At 69.9% G+C, this 19,701-nt stretch carries 16 protein-coding genes and 2 tRNA genes; 10 read left to right on the top strand and 8 right to left on the bottom strand.

Features of this window, described 5'->3' with window-relative positions; genetic code table 11:
• Positions 1-28 precede the first annotated feature (28 nt).
• From A9O67_RS06155 to accB, 4 genes are read right to left on the bottom strand one after another with little or no spacing between them, the layout of a single operon-like run.
• On the bottom strand, positions 29-1,021 hold the full coding sequence (locus A9O67_RS06155) for a zinc-ribbon and DUF3426 domain-containing protein (protein WP_068608476.1): 993 nt from the start codon (positions 1,019-1,021) through the stop codon (positions 29-31).
• Between the two features lie 43 nt (positions 1,022-1,064).
• A complete protein-coding gene (gene prmA, locus A9O67_RS06150) occupies positions 1,065-1,967 on the bottom strand; it encodes a 50S ribosomal protein L11 methyltransferase (protein WP_068608474.1) in 903 nt (300 codons plus the stop codon).
• Between the two features lie 4 nt (positions 1,968-1,971).
• Positions 1,972-3,324, bottom strand: coding sequence for an acetyl-CoA carboxylase biotin carboxylase subunit (gene accC / locus A9O67_RS06145; RefSeq protein ID WP_068608472.1), 1,353 nt, complete (start codon positions 3,322-3,324; stop codon positions 1,972-1,974).
• A gap of 10 nt (positions 3,325-3,334) precedes the next feature.
• Positions 3,335-3,799, bottom strand: a complete 465-nt coding sequence (gene accB, locus A9O67_RS06140; protein WP_068608471.1) for an acetyl-CoA carboxylase biotin carboxyl carrier protein — start codon at positions 3,797-3,799, stop codon at positions 3,335-3,337.
• Between the two features lie 108 nt (positions 3,800-3,907).
• On the opposite strand from accB, the gene pilB reads away from it, so the two are divergent.
• From pilB to A9O67_RS06120, 4 genes are read left to right on the top strand one after another with little or no spacing between them, the layout of a single operon-like run.
• Positions 3,908-5,635: a type IV-A pilus assembly ATPase PilB gene (pilB, locus tag A9O67_RS06135; protein WP_068608468.1), complete on the top strand. Its 1,728-nt coding sequence runs from the start codon at positions 3,908-3,910 to the stop codon at positions 5,633-5,635.
• A 53-nt stretch (positions 5,636-5,688) separates the two neighbouring features.
• On the top strand, positions 5,689-6,903 hold the full coding sequence (locus A9O67_RS06130) for a type II secretion system F family protein (protein ID WP_068608465.1): 1,215 nt from the start codon (positions 5,689-5,691) through the stop codon (positions 6,901-6,903).
• A 2-nt stretch (positions 6,904-6,905) separates the two neighbouring features.
• Positions 6,906-8,597, top strand: a complete 1,692-nt coding sequence (locus tag A9O67_RS06125; RefSeq protein WP_068608463.1) for a tetratricopeptide repeat protein — start codon at positions 6,906-6,908, stop codon at positions 8,595-8,597.
• Entirely contained in the window at positions 8,594-10,240 is a 1,647-nt protein-coding gene (locus tag A9O67_RS06120) for a response regulator (RefSeq protein ID WP_068608461.1), read from the top strand. Before A9O67_RS06125 ends, A9O67_RS06120 begins: the two co-directional genes overlap by 4 nt.
• Positions 10,241-10,249: 9 nt before the next feature.
• Here the strand turns inward: A9O67_RS06120 and A9O67_RS06115 are convergent, their stop codons facing one another.
• Positions 10,250-11,506, bottom strand: a complete 1,257-nt coding sequence (locus tag A9O67_RS06115) for a urate hydroxylase PuuD (protein ID WP_156682269.1) — start codon at positions 11,504-11,506, stop codon at positions 10,250-10,252.
• 182 nt (positions 11,507-11,688) lie between these two features.
• On the opposite strand from A9O67_RS06115, the gene A9O67_RS06110 reads away from it, so the two are divergent.
• Together A9O67_RS06110 and A9O67_RS06105 are read left to right on the top strand one after the other, a co-directional pair.
• Positions 11,689-11,764 (top strand) — tRNA-Ala (locus A9O67_RS06110).
• A 7-nt stretch (positions 11,765-11,771) separates the two neighbouring features.
• Positions 11,772-11,847: transfer RNA gene (locus tag A9O67_RS06105), tRNA-Lys, on the top strand.
• 54 nt (positions 11,848-11,901) lie between these two features.
• Here A9O67_RS06105 and ychF read toward each other — a convergent pair.
• Both ychF and A9O67_RS06095 read right to left on the bottom strand, forming a co-directional pair.
• Positions 11,902-12,996, bottom strand: coding sequence for a redox-regulated ATPase YchF (ychF, locus tag A9O67_RS06100; protein ID WP_068608459.1), 1,095 nt, complete (start codon positions 12,994-12,996; stop codon positions 11,902-11,904).
• Positions 12,997-13,109: 113 nt separating this feature from the next.
• Positions 13,110-14,012: an MOSC domain-containing protein gene (locus A9O67_RS06095; protein ID WP_068608458.1), complete on the bottom strand. Its 903-nt coding sequence runs from the start codon at positions 14,010-14,012 to the stop codon at positions 13,110-13,112.
• 76 nt (positions 14,013-14,088) lie between these two features.
• Between A9O67_RS06095 and A9O67_RS06090 the strand changes: the two genes are divergently transcribed.
• From A9O67_RS06090 to A9O67_RS06080, 3 genes are read left to right on the top strand one after another with little or no spacing between them, the layout of a single operon-like run.
• Positions 14,089-15,255: an FAD-dependent oxidoreductase gene (locus A9O67_RS06090; protein ID WP_068608456.1), complete on the top strand. Its 1,167-nt coding sequence runs from the start codon at positions 14,089-14,091 to the stop codon at positions 15,253-15,255.
• Positions 15,256-15,295: 40 nt separating this feature from the next.
• On the top strand, positions 15,296-16,057 hold the full coding sequence (locus tag A9O67_RS06085; RefSeq protein WP_082955406.1) for a DsbC family protein: 762 nt from the start codon (positions 15,296-15,298) through the stop codon (positions 16,055-16,057).
• Positions 16,054-17,964, top strand: coding sequence for a M61 family metallopeptidase (locus tag A9O67_RS06080; protein ID WP_068608454.1), 1,911 nt, complete (start codon positions 16,054-16,056; stop codon positions 17,962-17,964). The genes A9O67_RS06085 and A9O67_RS06080 overlap by 4 nt, the downstream gene beginning before the upstream one ends.
• Here the strand turns inward: A9O67_RS06080 and A9O67_RS06075 are convergent.
• Entirely contained in the window at positions 17,918-18,736 is an 819-nt protein-coding gene (locus A9O67_RS06075; protein ID WP_068608452.1) for an enoyl-CoA hydratase-related protein, read from the bottom strand. The two genes, A9O67_RS06080 and A9O67_RS06075, sit on opposite strands and share 47 nt — an antisense overlap.
• 161 nt (positions 18,737-18,897) lie before the next feature.
• Between A9O67_RS06075 and A9O67_RS06070 the strand changes: the two genes are divergently transcribed.
• Positions 18,898-19,689 (top strand): enoyl-CoA hydratase, encoded by a 792-nt coding sequence (locus tag A9O67_RS06070; protein ID WP_068608450.1) that lies wholly within the window; start codon positions 18,898-18,900, stop codon positions 19,687-19,689.
• The last annotated feature ends 12 nt before the right edge of the window (positions 19,690-19,701 follow it).

Genomic DNA, 19,701 nt, shown 5'->3' with positions numbered 1-19,701 from the left:
AAGGTGAAAAACAGCGCCTCGCAGGGCGTCAGGGGTAGAACAGCACGGCCCGGTAGCCCGTCATGCGGGCTGCATCGGGGTGGTCGAAGGCCAGCTCCAGCTGCAACGGCCACTCGGCCCCCGGCGCCAGCCGCTCCAGGGGCTGTGGCCACGCGTCGGGCGTCCAGACGCGGCGCACCAGCACCTGGTCCTGCAGATCGGTCAGGGTCAGCTCCAGCGCGGGCGCCGCCACCTCGGTGTCGGCGTGGTTGCGCACCACGAGGTGAAAGCTGTAGCGGTCCGGCGCGCGCCGCAGCAGCACCGAACCCTCGATGAGCACATCCTGCGGCCGCCGGGGGGGCGCGATGGTGCACCCCAGCCGGTCGCAAAACGCCGCCAGGGCCGGTCGGGCCGCTGGGTAGCGCGCCGCCAAGGTGTCGCGCCAGACCCACGCGATCTGCCCCGCGAGCAGCGCCGCCAACCCCAACGCCAGCAGCGCGAGGATGACGCGCACGACGGGCCTGCGCCAAAAGGCCCGCCGCCGCGCCTGGCGAACGAACGACGGCTCTTGCGCCGGCGCCGCGGTCTGCGCGACGAACGGGTCATGGTCGCCGCTCTGGTCGCCCGCCACGTCCGCCCCACCCGCCTCGACCGAGGGGGCGGCATCGTAGCCATCATCGCGCGGCTCCTGCCGGTCGGATTCGGGCTCGGGCTCGGGCTCGGACCATGGCGCCGGTTCGGGCTCCGGTTCCGGTTCTGGGGCTGGCCCGGGCTCGGCTGCCGCGTTCCCCGGCGGTTCCGCGGCGGGCATCGGTGGCGGGGCGGTCGGCTGGGGCGTTGCCTCGGGCGATGGGGGCGCTCCCCCGGGCGATGGGGGGGGCGCAGAAGGAGGCAGCGGGGCGAAGGCCGGCTGCAGATCCAGCGTGGCATCGAACACCTGCTGGCAATGGCCGCAGCGCACCCAGCCGTCGGCGATCTTGAGCTGATCCGCCACGACCTTGAAGGCCGTTCCACACGATGGGCAGCGGGTGATGAAGCTCATGCCCGCGATTATGACGGCGCCGTCCGGGGCCGCCGCGCGGCGCTCAGCCCCGCCGGGCCGTCATGAGGATCCAGCCGTCCTCGGCGTCGGTGACCGCCAGCGTCAACCACGGGGCATAGGCCTCGCGCAGTTCGTCGGCCTGGCGCTCCAGTATGCCCGCCAATACCAGATCGCCCCCGTCGTCGACGTGGGCGCACAGCAGCGGCGCCAGCACCTTGAGCGGCGTTGCCAGGATGTTGGCCAAGACCAGCCCATAGCGGCCCTGGGCTGCCTCCGGCAGGCCGGCGTTCAGGGCCACCCCATTGGCCGCCGCGTTGAGCCGGGTGGCCTCCACGGCAGCCGGGTCGATGTCCACTGCGTCCACCGTCGCGGCGCCCCGCTTGGCCGCGGCGATGGCCAGAATGCCGGAGCCGCAGCCGTAGTCGAGCACGCGCCGGCCCGCCATGTCGTGGCGGGCGATCCAGCGCAGGCACATGCGCGTGGTGGGGTGGGTGCCGGTGCCGAACGCCAGCCCGGGGTCGAGCCGGATGACGGTGCGGGCCTCGGCGGGCGGCTCGTGCCAGCTCGGCACGATCCAAAAATCGGGCGTGATTGGCACGGGGTCGAACTGGGACTGCGTCAGGCGCACCCAGTCGGTGTCGGCCACCGGCCGCACGCCGACCACCTCGCAATCGGCAAAAAAGTCCTGCGGGGCGAGCAAGGCGGCCGCTTCGCGGGCCTGCGCTTCGGTATCGAACAGCGCCACCACCTGCGAGCGCTGCCACCCGGGCGCCGGCGCCGGCAGTCCGGGCTCGCCAAACAGCGCCCGCTCTGCCGGGGTATGCGCATCGGCGTCCTCGACCGAGACGCTGAGCGCCTCCAAGGCCTCCAGCGCGTCGCAGACGTCCTCCACGCGCGCCTCGGGCACGCGCAACAGCAGTTCGTGCCAGCGCGCCGCGCCGGCCATCGGTTCAGCCCCGCTCACGTTGCGCCAGCCAGCTCTCGAGGTAGTGGATGTTGGTGCCGCCGGCCTCGAAGTTGGCGTCCACCATCAGCTCGCGGTGCAGCGGGACGTTGGTCTTGATGCCCTCGATCACCACCTCGGCCAGCGCACCGCGCATGCGCGCCAGCGCCTGCTCGCGGGTGTCGCCGTGCACGATGATCTTGCCCACCATCGAGTCGTAGTGGGGCGGCACGGTGTAGCCGGAATAGATGTGCGAATCCACCCGCACCCCGGGGCCGCCGGGGGCGTGCCAGGCCGTGATGCGCCCGGGCGACGGGGTGAATTTGTACGGATCCTCGGCGTTGATGCGGCACTCGATGGCGTGCCCGCGCAGCTGCAGCTGGCGCTGGGTGAACGGCAGCTTCTCGCCCGCGGCGACCAGGATCTGGGTGCGCACGATGTCGATGCCGGTGATCATCTCGGTCACCGGGTGCTCCACCTGCACGCGCGTGTTCATCTCGATGAAGTAGAACTCGCCGTTTTCGTACAGGAACTCGAAGGTGCCGGCGCCACGGTAGCCGATCTTCTTGCACGCCGCCGCGCAGCGGTCGCCGATGCGCTCGATCAGGCGGCGCGGGATGCCCGGGGCGGGCGCCTCTTCGATCACCTTCTGGTGGCGGCGCTGCATGGAGCAGTCGCGCTCGAACAGGTAGACGGCGTTGCGGTGCTGGTCGGCCAGCACCTGGATCTCGATGTGCCGAGGATTCTGGAGGAATTTCTCCATGTACACCTCGGGGTTGTTGAAGGCCGCCGCCGCCTCGCTCTTGGTGGTCTGCACGGCGTGCAGCAACGCGGCCTCGGTGTGCACCACGCGCATGCCGCGCCCGCCGCCGCCGCCGGCGGCCTTGATGATGACCGGATAGCCGATGGACCGCGCGATGCGCTTGATCTCGGCCGGATCGTCCGGCAGCGCGCCGTCCGAGCCCGGCACGGTCGGCACGCCGGCGCGGATCATGGCCTGCTTGGCCGAGACCTTGTCGCCCATCAGGCGGATCGACTCCGGCGTCGGGCCGATGAAGACGAAACCGCTCTTTTCCACCCGCTCGGCGAAATCGGCGTTTTCGGACAGAAAGCCATAGCCGGGGTGAATGGCCTCGGCATCGGTGACCTCGGCGGCCGAAATGATGGCCGGCATGCTGAGGTAGCTCTGGCCCGACGGCGCCGGGCCGATGCACACCGCCTCGTCCGCCAGCTTGACGTACTTGGCTTCGCGATCGGCTTCGGAGTAGACGACGACGGCCTTGATGCCCATCTCGCGGCAGGCGCGCTGCACCCGCAGGGCGATCTCGCCGCGGTTGGCGATCAGAATCTTCTTGAACATGGCGGCGTCCTCACTCGAGGACGAACAGCGGCTGGCCGTATTCGACGGCCTGGCCGTTCTCGACCAAAATTTCCTTGATCACGCCCGCGCGATCGGCTTCGATTTCGTTGAGAATCTTCATCGCCTCGATGATGCACACCGGCTCGCCTTCCTTGACCGCCTGGCCGACTTCGACGAACGGCTTGGCGCCCGGGCTGGGGGCACGGTAGAAGGTACCGACCATGGGCGATTTGATCACGTGTCCCTGGATCTCGGCGGGCGCCGGCGCGGCGGCGGCCTCGGCGGGCGCGGGCGCCGTCAGAGTGATGGGGGCAGCCGGGGCAGCCACCGCCGGCGCCGCCACCGGCATCATGACCGGTGCAGCCGGAGCGGCCTTGACGATGCGGACCTTGCCTTCGGCTTCGGTGATCTCGAGTTCGGAAACGTTCGACTCCGAGACCAGGTCGATGAGCGTCTTGAGTTTGCGCAGATCCATGGTGACTCCGTACTATGCACCGAATTTGTGTTGATCTTGCCGCGAACGTCGCGGAAAGAGCGCGAAATATACACGAGCCGATGCGCACCGCCCGCCCCGGGGATCGCCATGACCGATGACGACGGCGTCGCCACGATGGCCCTGCCGGGGCTGGCGCGCGCGCTGATCGCCGCGGGCGCGCTGTCCCAGCAGCAGGCCGAAACCCTCTATGCCCGTGCCCAAAGCCACAAGACCGGCTTCATCACCGAGCTGATCGACAGCGCCCTCGTCTCGCCGAGCGATTTGGCGCACACCATGTCGGTGGCGTTTGCCGCGCCGCTGATCGACCTGGACGCCATCGACCCGCAGCGGCTGCCGCACCACCTGCTCGACCCCAAGACCTGTCAGCAATATCGCATCGTGCCGCTGGCGCGCCGCGGCAGCCGGCTGTCGGTGGCGACGGCCGACCCGTCGGATCTGCAGGCGGCGGAGAAGGTCAAGTTCGAGACGCAACTGGCCGTCGACTGGATCATCGCCGAGGTGGACAAGCTCGGCAAACTGGTCGAGACCTACACCGCCAGCGCCGGGCAGGTCATCGAGCAGATCGTCGGCCAGACCTTCGACTTCGAGGCCGAAGGCATCGAGATGACCCCGGCCGAGCCGGCGGACAAGGTGGCCGCCGAGGTCGAGGACGCCCCGATCGTCAAGTTTCTGCAGAAGATGCTGCTGGACGCGTACACCATGCGCGCGTCGGACCTGCACTTCGAGCCCTACGAGCACCACTACCGCGTACGGATGCGCATCGACGGCCAGCTGCGCGAGATCGCCACGCCGCCGGTGGCGATCAAGGACAAGCTGGCCTCGCGCATCAAGGTCATCTCCAAGCTCGACATCGCCGAGAAGCGCGTGCCGCAAGACGGGCGCATGAAGCTCAAGGTCGGTCCGGACAAGGTGATCGACTTTCGCGTCAGCACGCTGCCGACGCTGTTCGGCGAGAAAGTCGTCATCCGCATCCTGGACCCGAGCAGTGCGCAGATGGGCATCGACGCGCTGGGCTACGAGCCGGACGAGAAGGACAAGCTGCTGGCGGCGATCAACCGCCCCTACGGCATGGTGCTGGTCACCGGCCCCACCGGCTCGGGCAAGACGGTGTCGCTGTACAGCTGCCTGAACCTGCTAAACCAGCCCGGCGTCAACATCTCCACCGCCGAGGACCCGGCCGAGATCAACCTGCCCGGCGTCAACCAGGTCAACGTCAACGAGAAGGCCGGCCTGACCTTCGCCGCCGCGCTGCGCGCCTTCCTGCGCCAGGACCCCGACATCATCATGGTCGGCGAGATCCGCGACCTCGAGACCGCCGACATCGCCATCAAGGCGGCGCAGACCGGCCACCTGGTGCTGTCGACCCTGCACACCAACGACGCGCCCTCGACGCTGACGCGGCTGGTCAACATGGGCGTGGCGCCGTTCAACATCGCCGCCAGCGTCAACCTGATCACCGCGCAGCGGCTGGCGCGGCGCCTGTGCCCCAAGTGCAAGGTGCCGCACCACGACCTGCCGCGCCAGGTGCTGCTGGACGCCGGCTTCACCGAACAGGACCTGGAAGGCGACTGGCAGCCGTACAAACCGGTCGGCTGCTCCGCCTGCCACGACGGCTACAAGGGGCGCGTCGGCATCTACCAGGTGATGCCCGTCAGCGAGGCGATCCAGCAGCTGATCCTGCGCGGCGCCAGCGCGCTGGAGATCGCCGAGCAGGCGCGCCGCGAGGGCGTGCGCACGCTGCGCGAAAGCGGCCTGCGCAAGGTTAAGATGGGCATCACGTCGTTGGAGGAGGTGCTGTCGGCGACCAACGACTGACGGCCCCAGTCGCCCGCGCCCGTTCATCGCCGACATCCACGGAGGGATCGCCCATGGCCACCGCAACCCCCGCCGCCCGGGACCACGTCTTCGAGTGGGAGGGCAAGGACCGCAACGGCAAAGCGGTCAAAGGCGAAATGCGCGCCGTTGGCGAAGCCCAGGTGCAGGCGCAGCTGCGCCGCCAGGGCATCGTGGTGCAGAAGGTCAAGCGGCGCCGGCTCGCCTCGGCCAAGCGCATCAAACCCAAGGACATCGCCATCTTCACGCGCCAGCTGGCCACGATGATGAAGGCCGGCGTGCCGCTGCTGCAGGCGTTCGACATCGTCGGCCGCGGCAACCCCAACCCGAGCGTGGCGCGGCTGCTGTACGAGATCCGCACCGACGTCGAGACCGGCACCTCGCTGTCGGCGGCGTTCCGCAAGCACCCGGCCTACTTCAACTCGCTGTATTGCAACCTGGTGGAAGCGGGCGAGGCGGCGGGCATCCTGGAGGACATCCTCGACCGCCTGTCCACCTACCTGGAGAAGACCGAGGCCATCAAGGGCAAGGTCAAGTCGGCGCTGATGTACCCGACCGCGGTGCTGGTGGTGGCCTTCGTCGTCGTGTCGGTGATCATGATCTTCGTCGTGCCGGCGTTCAAGGAGGTGTTCACCTCGTTCGGCGCCGACCTGCCGGCGCCGACGCTGGCGGTCATCGCGATGAGCGAATTCTTCGTCGCCTACTGGTGGCTGATCTTCGGCGCGCTGGGCGGCGGGCTGTACTTCTTCTTCCAGGCCTGGAAGCGCAGCGAGAAGGTGCAGCACTTCATGGACCGGCTCCTGCTGCGGCTGCCGATCTTCGGCCAGCTGGTGGAAAAGTCCGTCGTCGCGCGCTGGACACGGACGCTGTCGACGATGTTCGCCGCCGGCGTGCCGCTGGTGGACGCGCTCGATTCGGTCGGCGGCGCGGCCGGCAATTCGGTTTACGCCGACGCCACCGCCAAGATCCAGCAGGAAGTCGCCACCGGCACGGCGCTGACGCAGGCCATGAACAACACGGGCATCTTCCCGTCGATGGTGCTGCAGATGTGCGCCATCGGCGAAGAGTCGGGCTCCATCGACCACATGCTCGGCAAGGCGGCCGACTTCTACGAGCAGGAGGTCGACGACATGGTGGCGGGCCTCTCGAGCCTGATGGAGCCGATCATCATCGTGATTCTCGGCACCATCATCGGCGGCATCGTGGTGGCGATGTACCTGCCGATCTTCAAGCTGGGCGCGGTGGTGTGAGCATGTCCGCGCCGGGGCCGGGGCGGCCGGTGGAGATGCACCGATCGGCCGCCCTGGTCGTCGATGGCAATCCCACCACCCGCATGACGCTGGCAGGGCAGCTGCGGGGCTTTGGCTTCACCTCCATCAGCCAGGCCAGCCGCATCGCCGATGCGCGGCGCGAGATCGAGCGCCACGCCTTCGACCTCGTGGTCTGCAGCGACGCCTTCCCGCGCGGCGGCTCCGGCCAGGCGCTGCTGGACGACCTGCGCCGCAGCGGCCTGCTGCCGTTCGGCACGGTGTTCATCCTCATCACCGACGAGGCCACCTACCTGAAAGTCGCCGAGGCCGCCGAGTCGTCGGTGGACAGCTACATCGTGCGCCCCTACTCCGCCGGCAGCCTGTACGACCGTATCGAGCAGGCGCAGCGACGCAAGGCGGCGCTGTGGGACATCCACCGCGCGCTGGAAAAAGGCCGCTACGACGACGCCGTCGAGCTGTGCCTGCAGCGCTTTGCGGCCCGGGGGCCGCAGTGGTTGTCGGCCGCGCGCTGGGGGGCGGAGATCCTGCTGCGCCTGGGCCGCTTTGGCCAGGCGCAGGCCCTGTTCCAATCCATCTGGGACACCGAGCCCCACCCCTGGGCCCTGCTGGGCGTGGCGCGCTGCCAGCTCGACAGCGGGGCCACCGTGGCGGCACTGGACACCCTGCGCCATTTGATCGAAACCGCCCCCGACTACCCCGACGCCTACGACGTGCTCGGGCGGGCGCAGATGGAGCTGGGGCAGTTCGAGGACGCGCTCGACAGCCTGAGCAAGGCGCTGGAGGCCACCCCCATGGCCATCGGCCGCCAACAGCGGCTGGGCATGCTGGCGTTCTTTCTGGGCAACCGGGACAAGGCCATCGAACTGCTGCAGCGTGCCACCTACCTGGGGCTCGACTCCAAGATGTTCGACGCCGAGAGCCTGGTGCTGCTGGCCATCGCCGCCTTCGAGCGCCGCGACCCGGCGGAACTCGAGCGCCATCACGGCGAGCTGCGCAAGCGCGCCCTGGCCAACCCCGAGGACGCGCGGCTGCAGCGCTTCGTGCAACTGGTCGATCTGCTGGCCCACGCCAACGAGCACAGCGCAGACGCCATCGCGCCCGCCCTGGCCACCATCGGTGAGACCGTCGTCGCGCCCGATTTCGACATGGAGGCCGCCTGCAACCTGCTGGCCGTGCTCGCCGCCCTGGCGCGGCACACCGCCCTGCCCGACCAAGAGGCCCTGGTCACCCGGCTGGGCCTGCGCTTTGCCACCTCCAAGGCCATGGGCGAGCTGCTCGCCAACGCCACCAGCCACCAGACCCGGTATGCCGAGCGCCTGCGCGAGTGCGAAGCCACCATGGTGCAGCGCATCGAACAGGCGCTGCGCCGCGCCAGCCAGGGCGAGCCGGTGCTGGCGCTGGCGGAGCTGTACGCCGTGGCGCAGGAGAGCTTCAACGCCCGGGCGGTGGAGACCGCCTGGCTGATGTTGCAGCGCTACGACGGCGACATCCCCAACGCCGACAGCTGGCGCACCCGGGTGGCTGCCTTGCGCCAGGCGTATGGGACGGCGCGCAACCGCCCCGCCTTGGGCGACCCGCGGCTGCGCCCCTCGGGGGGCGTCAATCTGGGCCCCATGGACCGCGCCGCGCCCCCCGCCATCCCCCCTGGGCATGCCGATAATCCCGCGCCATGAGCCTGATGGATCTGTACGGGGCCACGGCGCTGGTCATCGATGGCAATCCCACGTCGCGCTCCATCCTGGTGTCCCAACTGCGCGAGATGGGCGCCCGCACGGTGGCGCAAAGCCCCCGCATCACCGACGCCCGCCGCCAGCTCGAGTTCCGCACCTTCGACGTCGTGGTGTGCGAGCAGCATTTTCCCAACGACACGGGCACGGGCCAGGCGCTGCTGGACGATCTGCGCCGCGCCGGGCTGCTGCCCTTCGCCACCGTGTTCATCATGGTCACGGCCGAGGCGGCCTACTCCAAGGTCGCCGAGGCGGCCGAGTCCGCGCTCGACTCGTACCTGCTCAAACCCTTCACCGCCAGCCAGTTGGCACAGCGCATTGGCCAGGCGCGGCACCGCAAGACGGTGCTCAAGGACATTTTCGAGGCCGTCGAGGGCGGGCGGTATGAGCGCGCCGCCGAGCTGTGCCTGCGGCGCTTTCAGCAGCGTGACGACTACTGGCTGTATGCGGCGCGGGTCGGCGCCGAGCTGCTGCTGCGGCTGGAGCGCTACGACGAGGCCCAGCGCCTGTACGAAGCGGTGGTCGAGGCCAAAGCCATGCCCTGGGCCAAGCTGGGCGTGGCGCGCGCGCAGCTCGAAGCCGGGCAGTCGCAAAAAGCCAGCCAGACCCTGCAGGGCCTGATCAACGGCGAGCCCGGATACGCCGACGCCTACGACGTCATGGGGCGCGCCCAGATTGAACTGGGCAACTTCGACGCCGCCTTAGCCGCTTACCGCATGGCCACCGATCTGACACCCTCGTCCATCAGCCGGCTGCAGCGCCACGGCATGCTGGCGCACTACTGCGGCCAGGGCGCGCTGGCCGAGGAGTTGCTGGCGCGCTCGGTCCGGCTGGGGCTGGACTCCAAGATGTTCGATGCGCAGTCGCTGGTGCTGCTGGGCTTCATGCGCTTCGAGGCCGGGGACCGCAAAGGCCTGCAACGCTACCTGGACGACGCCCTGCGCATGGTGGAGCGCCACCCCAAATCGCTGCGGCTGCGGCGGCTGGCCCAGGTGCTGGAAATCGCCCTGCTGCTGCACGATGCGCAGGTGGCGCGGGTGCTCAGCGAGGTGCGCGCGATGATGGCCACCATCACCGAGGCGGACTTCGACTTCGAGGCCGCCTGCAACCTGACCACCCTGCTCGCCTACCTGGCCCAGCGCGCCATCCAGATCGACGAGGTCGAGGAGCGCCTGACCGTGCTGGGGCGGCGCTTTTGCACTTCCAAGGCCTTGACGGCGCTGCTGGCGCAAGCGGCCAACGCCCACCCCCCGTATGCCGAGCGGCTGTCCACCCTGCACAACGAGGTGCTGGGCATCGTGGAACACGCCATGCGCCAGAGCCTGGCCGGCAACCCGCGCGCGGCCGTGCTGGAACTGATCGAGCAAGGGCGCGCCACCTGCAACGCCAAAATCATCGAATCCGCCTGGGGCGTGCTCAAACGCTATGAATCGCGCATCGACGACGCCGCGGCGCTGGCCGACGTCATCCAGCCGCTGCGCGAGCGCTACCAGTCCTACGCCAACAAATCCGTGATCGGCGACAAGGCCGCCCGGCAGGCCGGCGGGGTGAGCCTGCGGGTCATGGACGTCAAAACGGTGGAAGGCTGATTCTGCGCGTCAGGGCGACGAGGCGCCCGCGCCCCCGGCGCGCAGCCATGCGGCGATCAGGGCGCGCTCGTCCTCCGTCATCCCGGTCGCGTTGTTGAGCGGCATCTGGCGCGTGACCACCACCTGCTGATAGACGGCCTGCGCATGCTGCGCCAGCGCCGGGGCGGAGTCCAGCCGTACATTCTTGGACGCCAGCGCCTCGCCATGGCACATCACGCAGCGCTGCTGCACCACCGCCATCACCTGGGCCGCATCGGGAGGGGCCGCCATGGCCCCCGCACTGGCGGGCGTTGCCGGCCGCAGCCAGACGACGACGGCCACGATCACCGCCACGCCCACCGCCGCATACGGCCACGGGTGGGCGTTGCGCCCCAGGTGGTAGCCGTGGCGCAGCACGAAAAACTGGCGAATCGCCGCGCCCGCGGCCATCAGCGCCAGCAGCACCAGCGCATTGGACGCGTGCCCGTACAGAAAGCTGTAGTGGTTGCTCAACATCGCAAACACCACCGGCAGCGTGAAATACGTGTTGTGCACGCTGCGCTGCTTGCCGCGCTGGCCATGCGCCGGATCGGGCGTCTGCCCCGCGCGCAAAGCCGCCACGACCTTGCGCTGGCCGGGGATGATCCAGAACAGCACATTGGCGCTCATGGCCGTGGCCAACATCGCCCCGACGATCAAGAACGCGGCGCGCCCCGCAAACCACTGGCACGCCAGCCACGCGGCCAAGGCCACCAAGGCCGCGACCGCCCACCCCACCTTGCGGTCACCCCCCGGCGTCTGGCCCCAGAGGCGGCAAATGCCGTCGTACAGCACCCAAAACACCACCAGAAACCCGAGCGCGGCCGCCCCGGCCATCCACGGGGCCGGCCACGCATACACCCGCGGATCGACCAGATAGACATTGGCCTGCCACAGGTAGGACACGGCAAACAGGGCAAAGCCGCTGAGCCAGGTGGTGTAGCTCTCCCAATAGAACCAGTGCAATCGCGGCGGCAGACTGGGCGGCGCCACCGCATACTTGACCGGGTGGTAGAACCCGCCGCCGTGCACCGCCCACAACTCGCCCGTGGCCCCGTCACGGCGCAGCCGCTCGTCCGCCGGCGGCGTCAGGCTGCTGTCCAAAAAGACGAAGTAAAACGACGACCCGATCCACGCGATGGCCGCGATCACATGCAGCCAGCGCAACAAAAAATTGGCCCAGTCCAGCAGATAGGCGTCCACGGTGCGCTCCATGCGCGTCGCGCGCAGGCGTTGTGCGGCCCCCACCACCGCGGGCGCTGTGGGAGCCCCTGGCCGCGACCCGCGCACGCACCGCCCCACCCGGACGGTCCGCGCGCCCTTGCGCCGCTGCGACCCATCCGAAGTGTATACAGTTTTTGGCCGGTGGCGGCACCCGTTGCGGCCATCGGCATGGAACGGCGCGGTTTTCGGTATAATGTGCGCTTCACGGGCCGATAGCTCAGCTGGGAGAGCGCTGCGTTCGCAATGCAGAGGTCGGGAGTTCGATCCTCCTTCGGTCCACCAAACGGCAGGGTTCTTAGCTCAGTTGGTAGAGCAGCGGACTCTTAATCCGTAGGTCGTAGGTTCGAATCCTACAGGACCCACCAGCCAAATCAATGACTTAGCCCGCCACCGAGCGGGCTTTTTCATGCCCGCGGGCGTCACACGTTGAACAAAAAGTTCATCACGTCGCCGTCTTTGACGACGTAGTCCTTGCCCTCGGCGCGCATCTTGCCTGCGTCTTTGGCGCCCTGCTCACCGCCGTAGGCGATGTAGTCGTCAAACGCGATGGTCTGGGCGCGGATGAAGCCGCGTTCGAAATCCGAGTGGATCACGCCCGCCGCCTGGGGCGCCGTGTCGCCGATGTGGATGGTCCAGGCGCGCACCTCCTTCTCGCCGGCGGTGAAGTAGGTCTGCAAGCCCAGCAGTTGGTAGGCGGCGCGGATCAGGCGGTTCAGGCCCGGCTCTTCCAGGCCCAGTTCGCGCAGAAACTCGGTGCGGTCCGCCTCGTCCATGTCGGCCAGCTCGGCCTCGATCTTGGCGCAGATGGCCACCACCGGCGCGCCCTGGCGCTGCGCATAGGCGCGCAACTGGTCCAGGTAGGGGTTGCCCTCGAAGCCATCCTCGGCCACGTTGCCCACGAACATCGCCGGCTTGGCGGTGATCAGGCACAGCGGCTTGAGCAGGGCCCGCTCCTCGTCGGTCAGCTCCATCACGCGCACGGGGCGCCCTTCGTCCAGCACGGCGCGCACCCGGCCCAGCACGGCCACCATCTTGGCCGCTTCCTTGTCGTTGCCGCTCTTGGCCGCTTTCTGGTAGCGCTGCAGCGCCTTCTCGACCGTGCCCAGATCGGCCAGACACAGCTCGGTCTGGATGACCTCGATATCGGCAATCGGGTCCACCTTGCCGGCCACGTGGACGATGTTGGGGTCATCAAAGCAGCGCACCACGTTGATGATGGCGTCCGTCTCGCGGATGTGGGCCAGGAATTGGTTGCCCAGGCCTTCGCCCCGGCTGGCACCGGCGACCAGGCCTGCGATGTCCACGAATTCGACGATCGCCGGCACGACCCGTTGCGGCCGGACGATGGCGGCCAGTTGCTGCAGGCGCGGATCGGGCACCTCCACCACGCCCACGTTGGGCTCGATGGTGCAGAAGGGGTAGTTCTCGGCGGCGATGCCGGCCTTGGTGAGGGCGTTGAACAGGGTGGACTTGCCGACGTTGGGCAGGCCCACGATGCCGCATTTGAGGCTCATGGCGGGGCGACGGGTGGGAGGTGGGCGGGGCGGCGGCACGCGCCGGCGAAAGCTGGGATTTTACCGGGGGCCGCAGGGGCCAGGCGCGGCCCGGCTGCGCGCATCCGCGCGCATCACCATGCCCCCCAATGCCCTGTGCCGCGCATGCCCTGGTGCAGCATGTGCCCGTCGCCGCGGCGCACGATGGCATTCATGCCAAAGGTGACGGCCCCCATCAGGCGCTTGTCCTGACGGTAGGTGTGCAGCAGCGGGCTGAGGCGGCCGTCCGGCACCCCCGTGGCCGGATCCACGTCGGGGATGGTGCAGCGCGCGCACGGCTTGACGAGTTGCAACGTGACGGCCGGCGCATCGGCGGGGGCGCCCTCGGCGTGCCAATCGATGCGGTCGATGCGGTCCTCGTCGTGCGGATAAGTCCCTCCCAGAACCAGGTTGGCGCGCAAACGTTCGATACCGACTGGCGGATACCCCTGAGCTGCCAAACGTTCGTTCAGATCGTCGAGCGATGCGCGGGAGACCACCAGCAACGGGAAGCCGTCACCAAAGGTGTTGGGAGCCTCGACTCCGCCCGTCCAGCGCAGCGAGGACAGGCGCCGCTCCTGCGGATCGAACCGCACCAGCCGCAGGGGCCCCAGGCCTGACGGCAGGTCCGCGCCCAAAAAGTCGGTGAACCATTGCGCCGCGACGTCCCCCATGTCGTAGGCATCCACCGCATCGTCCCAAATGCGCACGCGCCGCGGGGACTCGGCCGCGTCGAGCGCGAGGTGCAGCGACAGCATGCCGGGCGCGCGCAGCTCCAGCCGCCCCATGCGCAGGCGCGGCTGGATCAAGGCCATGCGCGGCAGCTCGCGCTGCGAGACGAACTCGCCATCCGCATCCACCACCATCCAGGTGCGGTCCCACTCCAGACCCGTCTCCAGCAACTCGACCGAGCGCAGGCGGATGCCAGCGCAGGACTTGACCGGATAGATCCAGAGCTGATCCAGGGTGAGCGGCAGCGTATCGGGGGCGTCGTTCATGGCGGTGAGCCCTGTGGCGGGGTGATCGGCAAGCCGCCATTGTGCCCACAGTCGTACCGACGCCTACAATGCCTTTATGACCAAGACCTACGACGTGGCGATCCTGGGAGGCGGCATCGTCGGCCGCACGCTGGCGCTGCTGCTGGCGCGCGAGCGCCTGCGCGTCGCGCTGGTCGAGCGCCCCCCCGCGGGCGGGGCGACGGCGCCGGACATCCGCGCCTACGCCCTCAACGCCGCCTCGCGCGCGCTGCTGGAATCGGTGCGTGCGTGGCCGAGCGAGGGCGATGCCGTCACGCCCGTGCGGCACATGTGGGTGGCGGATGCCGACCCGATCCCCGACGCGGACGGCATCGACGCCGCGGCCGCCGTGCGCTTCGATGCCGACACGGCGGCGCCCCACCCGCTGGCGTGGATCGTCGATGTGCCCGCGCTGGAAGCGACGCTGGCGCAGGCGGTGGCCTTCCAGCCGGGCATCGAACGGCTGACCGACGACGGCGGGGTGCGACCCAAAGCCGCCCTCACCGTCGTCTGCGAAGGGCGCCGCAGCGCCACCCGGGCGGCCGAAGGGTTGGCCTACGACAGACGCCCCTACCCCCATACCGCCATCGCGGCACGGCTGCACTGCGAGCGCCCCCATGGCGCCGTGGCCCGGCAGTGGTTCTGCGGCGACAGCATCCTGGCGCTGCTGCCCATGGGAGGGGCGGAGGGGCAGACGGTGGCCCTGGTGTGGTCCGTGCCCCACGCCCGCGCGGCCGACCTGCTGGCGCTGCCACCCGACGCCTTTGCCCAGGCGGTGCAGCAGGCGTGCGCGGCGGCCCTGGGCCCCATGCGCACGCTGGGCCAGCCGGCGGGCTGGCCGCTGGAGCTGTCGATCGCCCGCCCCTGGGTGCGTCCGGGGCTGGCGCTCGCGGGGGATGCCGCCCACGCCATGCACCCGCTGGCCGGCCAGGGCCTCAACGTCGGCCTGGGGGATGTGGCCGAGCTGGCGCGCGTGCTGCGCGAGCGCGAGTACTGGCGCCCGCTGGGCGACCTGCGCCTGCTGCGCCGCTATGAGCGCGCCCGCGCCGCCCCCGTGTCCGCCATGCAAACCGCCACCGACACCCTGTACGGCCTGTTCGGCAGCCCCGACGCACGACTGGCCGCGCTGCGTCGCTGGGGGCTGCGCGCGGTGGACCAGCTGGAACCGATCAAACACTGGTTCATCCAACAGGCAGCCGGCCAGCCCGTCACGCCCCACCCTTGATGGCCCCACCCGGGCCACCCCTTTCTTGCCGAGACCTCACATGACCCGTTCTGCCCTGCCCGTCCTGCCCGCGGTGCGTCGCCTCACGCTGAGCCTGGTGGGCGCTGCGCTGCTGGCCACCGCTGCCCACGCCAACGAAGCCGTCATCCGCAAAAACCTCAGCGAGCGCCTGCCCAACCTGCCGCGCATCGACGAGGTGCGCCCCACCCCCATGCGCGGCCTGTTCGAGATCCGCATCAACGGCACGGACATCCTCTACACCGATGCCGAGGGCAATTACCTGATCCAGGGCGCCCTCATCGACACGAAGGCGCGCGTCAACCTGACCGACGAACGGCTGGAGAAGCTCACCGCCATCGCCTTCGACGAACTGCCGCTGAAGGACGCCTTTACCGTGGTGCGCGGCAACGGGCAGCGCAAGCTCGCCGTGTTTGCCGACCCCAACTGCGGATTCTGCAAACGCTTCGAGCGGGATCTGGCCAAGCTGGACAACGTCACCATCCACACCTTCCTCTACCCCGTGCTGGGCAAGGATTCGGAGCAAAAATCCCGCGCGATCTGGTGCGCGCGCGACCGCAACAAGGCCTGGGACGACTGGATGCAGCGCGGCGTGACCCCGCCCGAGCCCAAGGCCGACGCCAAGTGCGACACCACGGCCCTGGAGCGCAACATCGCCTTCGGCCAGAAGTACCGCATCACCGGCACCCCGACCACCATCCTGGCCAATGGCACGCGCCTGCCGGGCGCGGTGGGGCTGGATCGCCTGGAGCCGCTGCTGGCCCAAAGCGGCGGCGCCAAATGACCCCTCGCCGCCCCGCCCCGGCCCGCCACCTCGGCCCGCCGGCGGCGCTGCGCTACACCGTCGAGGTGGCCGATGTCCACGCCCACCTGTGGCGGGTCACGTTGGCGATCGACCGCCCCGCGCCGCGGCAGCGCGTCAGCCTGCCAGTGTGGATTCCGGGCAGCTACCTGGTGCGGGAGTTTGCCCAGCACCTGCAGCGCCTGCAAGCGGCGGTGGATGGGCATCCGGTACCCCTGCGCGCGCTGGACAAAAACACCTGGCAAGCCGAGTTGGACGCGGAGGCCGCCGCCCGCACGCTGACCTTGCAGTACGAGGTTTATGCCTTCGACCCCTCGGTGCGCGCCGCCTACCTGGATGCGCGGCGGGGCTTTTTCAACGCCACCAGCCTGTGCCTGCGCGTCCATGGGCGCGAAGACGAACCGCACGCCCTCACACTGGCCGGCAGCGACGCCACCCGCGGCTGGCGCGTGGCCACGGCGTTGCGCCCCTGGGCCCCGGCTGCGGGTACGCGGCCGCGGAGGGCCCCAGGCTGGCGCTGGGCCGCCGGAGACGGCTTTGGCACCTACCTGGCCACGGATTACGACGAACTGGCCGACAGCCCCGTGGAAATGGGCGACTTCTGGTGCGGCGACGTCGTGGTGCGGGGGGTGCCCCATCGCTTCGTCGTCAGTGGCGCGGTGGCCGGCTTCGACGGCGAGCGGCTGCTGCGCGACACCGCGCAGGTGTGTGAGGCCGCCATGACCCTGTGGCACGGGCCCGACGGCGCGCCCCCGATCGACCGCTACCTGTTTTTGCTCAACGCCACGCAGGACGGCTACGGCGGTCTGGAACACCGCCACTCGACCGCGCTGGTCTGCGCCCGCACCGACTTGCCCCTGCAGCCGCTGCCCGGCCAGCGGGCGCCGGACCAGGCGCCTGCGCCGCTGCGCGCGGGCGACGGCTACACCACGCTGCTGGGGCTGATCAGCCACGAATATTTCCACACCTGGAACGTCAAGCGGCTGCGCCCGCGGGAGTTCACCCGCTACGACTACGACCGCGAGAACCCGACCGAGCTGCTGTGGTTCTTCGAGGGCTTCACCAGCTACTACGACGACCTGCTGCTGCTGCGCGCAGGGCTGATCGACCAAGCCACCCATTTGCAGTTGCTGGCCAAGTCCATCAACCATGTGCTGCAGACCCCGGGGCGGCAGGTACAGAGCGTGGCGCAGGCCAGCTGGGACGCCTGGATCAAGTACTACCGGGTGCAGGAGAACACGCCCAACGCGACCGTCAGCTACTACGCCAAGGGCGCCCTGGTGGCCCTGTGCCTGGATCTGACGCTGCGCCTAGAGGGGCGAACCACCCTGGACGATGTGATGCGTGCGCTGTGGCAGCGCTGCGCAGGCGGCCCCATGCGCGAGGCCGACCTGCGCGCCGTGCTGCGCCGCCTGGCCGGCCGCGACCTGGGCGCCGAACTGGACGCCTGGGTGCACGGCACCGATGAGTTGCCCCTGCGCCCCCTGCTGGAGCGGCATGGCGTGCGCTGGATCGAGGAGCGCGCGCCCCTGGCGCAACAACTCGGTCTGCGCGTGGACGAGGCCAGCGGCATCCGCCTGCGCAACGTGCTGCGCGGCGGCGCCGCCGAAGCGGCGGGCCTGGCGGCCGGGGACGAATGGCTGGCCGTGGAGCGCGGCGGCGACGCCTGGCGCGTGCGCCGGCTGGACGATGTGGCGCTGCACGCCCGCGGCCTGCCCGCCGGCGAGCCGCTGGTGTGCTGGGTGGCGCGCGACGGCCGCCTGCTGCGCTGCCCGCTGAGGTGGCCGGTGCCCGCCACCACGGTGCAGCTGCAGCCCGCCCCGGCGGACGCGGCCGCAGAACTCACTCGCCCCGGAACTGCGCCGGGCGCTTCTGCAGGAAGGCCGTGACGCCTTCCACGTAGTCGTGCGTGCGCCCCAGCGCGGCCTGCAGGTCGCGCTCGGCGTCCAACTGCTGCTCGAACGAACGCTGCAGCGCCCCGCGCAGCAGGTGCCGCGTGGCCACCAACGCCTGGGTCGGCATCGCGGCCAGCCGCTCGGCCAGGGCCAGCGCCGCCGCCAGCGGGTCGTCGGCGACGTCCCAGATCAGCCCCCAGGCCTTGGCCTGGTCGGCCGGCAGCTTGTCGCCCAGCAGGGCCAGCGCCAGCGCGCGCGCCAGCCCCAGGCGCTCCACCGTCAGCCAGCTGCCGCCGGCGTCCGGAATCAGCCCGATCTTGCTGAACGCCTGCACGAAGCTGGCCCCTGGCGCGGCGATGGCGATGTCGCAGGTCAGCGCCAACGACACCCCCGCACCGGCCGCCACGCCGTTGACCGCCGCCACCGTGGGCACGCGCAGGTTCATCAGCGCGCGGGCGCTGGGGTTGAAGCCCTCTTCGATCACCGGGCCGGGGTTGGCCCGCTCCATCCTGTCCGGGCCGGGGCTGAAATCCAGCTCCGACAGGTCCAGCCCCGCGCAAAAGCCGCGCCCCGCGCCGGTCAGCACCAGCGCGCGGATGCCGGTGTCGCCCTGCACCGCGGCCAGCGCCTGCTGGAAGGCGCGGTGCATGGTGCGCGTAAAGCTGTTGAGCGCCTGCGGGCGGTTCAGCGTCAAGACGGCCACGGCACCGCGGCGCTCGAACACAATCTCGTCGGCCGCGGGCGCGGCTGCTGGCGTGGGGGTCATCGGCAGTCTCCTCTGTGCTCTGTGCAAGGCCCGGCGAACCATGCCGCAGCCATGCGCACATCGTAACCCGCCACGCAAGCGCTGCCTCGGCGGCCGTGTCGGGGCGCTATAGTTGACGCTGCATCAACGCCTTTTACCCCGTCTGCCGAAGGACTGCCCGCATGAGCGAGACCCCCGCCGTCTACGAAACCCTGCTGACCCGCACCGAAGGCCCGGTCGGCATCATCACCCTGAACCGACCCAAGCAACTCAATGCCCTCAACGACCGGCTCATGGACGAGCTGGGTGCCGCGCTCAAAGCCTTCGATGCCGACGACGCCATCGGCTGCATCGTGCTCACCGGCAGCGAAAAGGCCTTCGCCGCCGGCGCCGACATCGCGGCCATGGCCCAATACACCTTCTCGGACGTCTATCGCTCCGAGTACATCACCCGCAACTGGGAGGCGCTGCGCCAGGTGCGCAAGCCCGTCATCGCCGCCGTGGCCGGCTTCGCCCTGGGCGGCGGCTGCGAGGTGGCCATGATGTGCGACATCGTCATCGCGGCGGAGAACGCCAAGTTCGGCCAGCCGGAGGTCAAGATCGGCGTCATCCCCGGCGCGGGGGGCACGCAGCGGCTGCCGCGCGCCATTGGCAAGGCCAAGGCCATGGACATGGCGCTGACCGGCCGCATGGTGGACGCCGCCGAGGCCGAGCGCGCCGGGCTGGTCAGCCGCGTGGTGCCGCTGGACAAACTGATGGACGAGGCGCTGGCCACCGCATTGACCATCGCCGCCATGCCGCGCCTGGCCGTGCTGGCCGCCAAGGAGGCGGTCAACCGCGCCTTCGAAGGACCGCTGGCCGACGGCCTGATGTTCGAGCGCCGGCTGTTCCACGCCATGTTCGCCACCCAGGACCAGAAGGAAGGCATGGCGGCCTTCCTGGACAAGCGCACGCCGAACTTCCAGCACCGCTGAGCGGCTGCGCGC

Origin of the sequence: Tepidimonas fonticaldi (assembly GCF_001675355.1) — a bacterium.
In the GTDB taxonomy this organism is placed as follows: Bacteria; Pseudomonadota; Gammaproteobacteria; order Burkholderiales; family Burkholderiaceae_C; genus Tepidimonas; species Tepidimonas fonticaldi.
The sequence above is the reverse complement of the archived record's forward strand: the minus strand, read 5'-3'. Positions and strand labels throughout refer to the sequence as shown.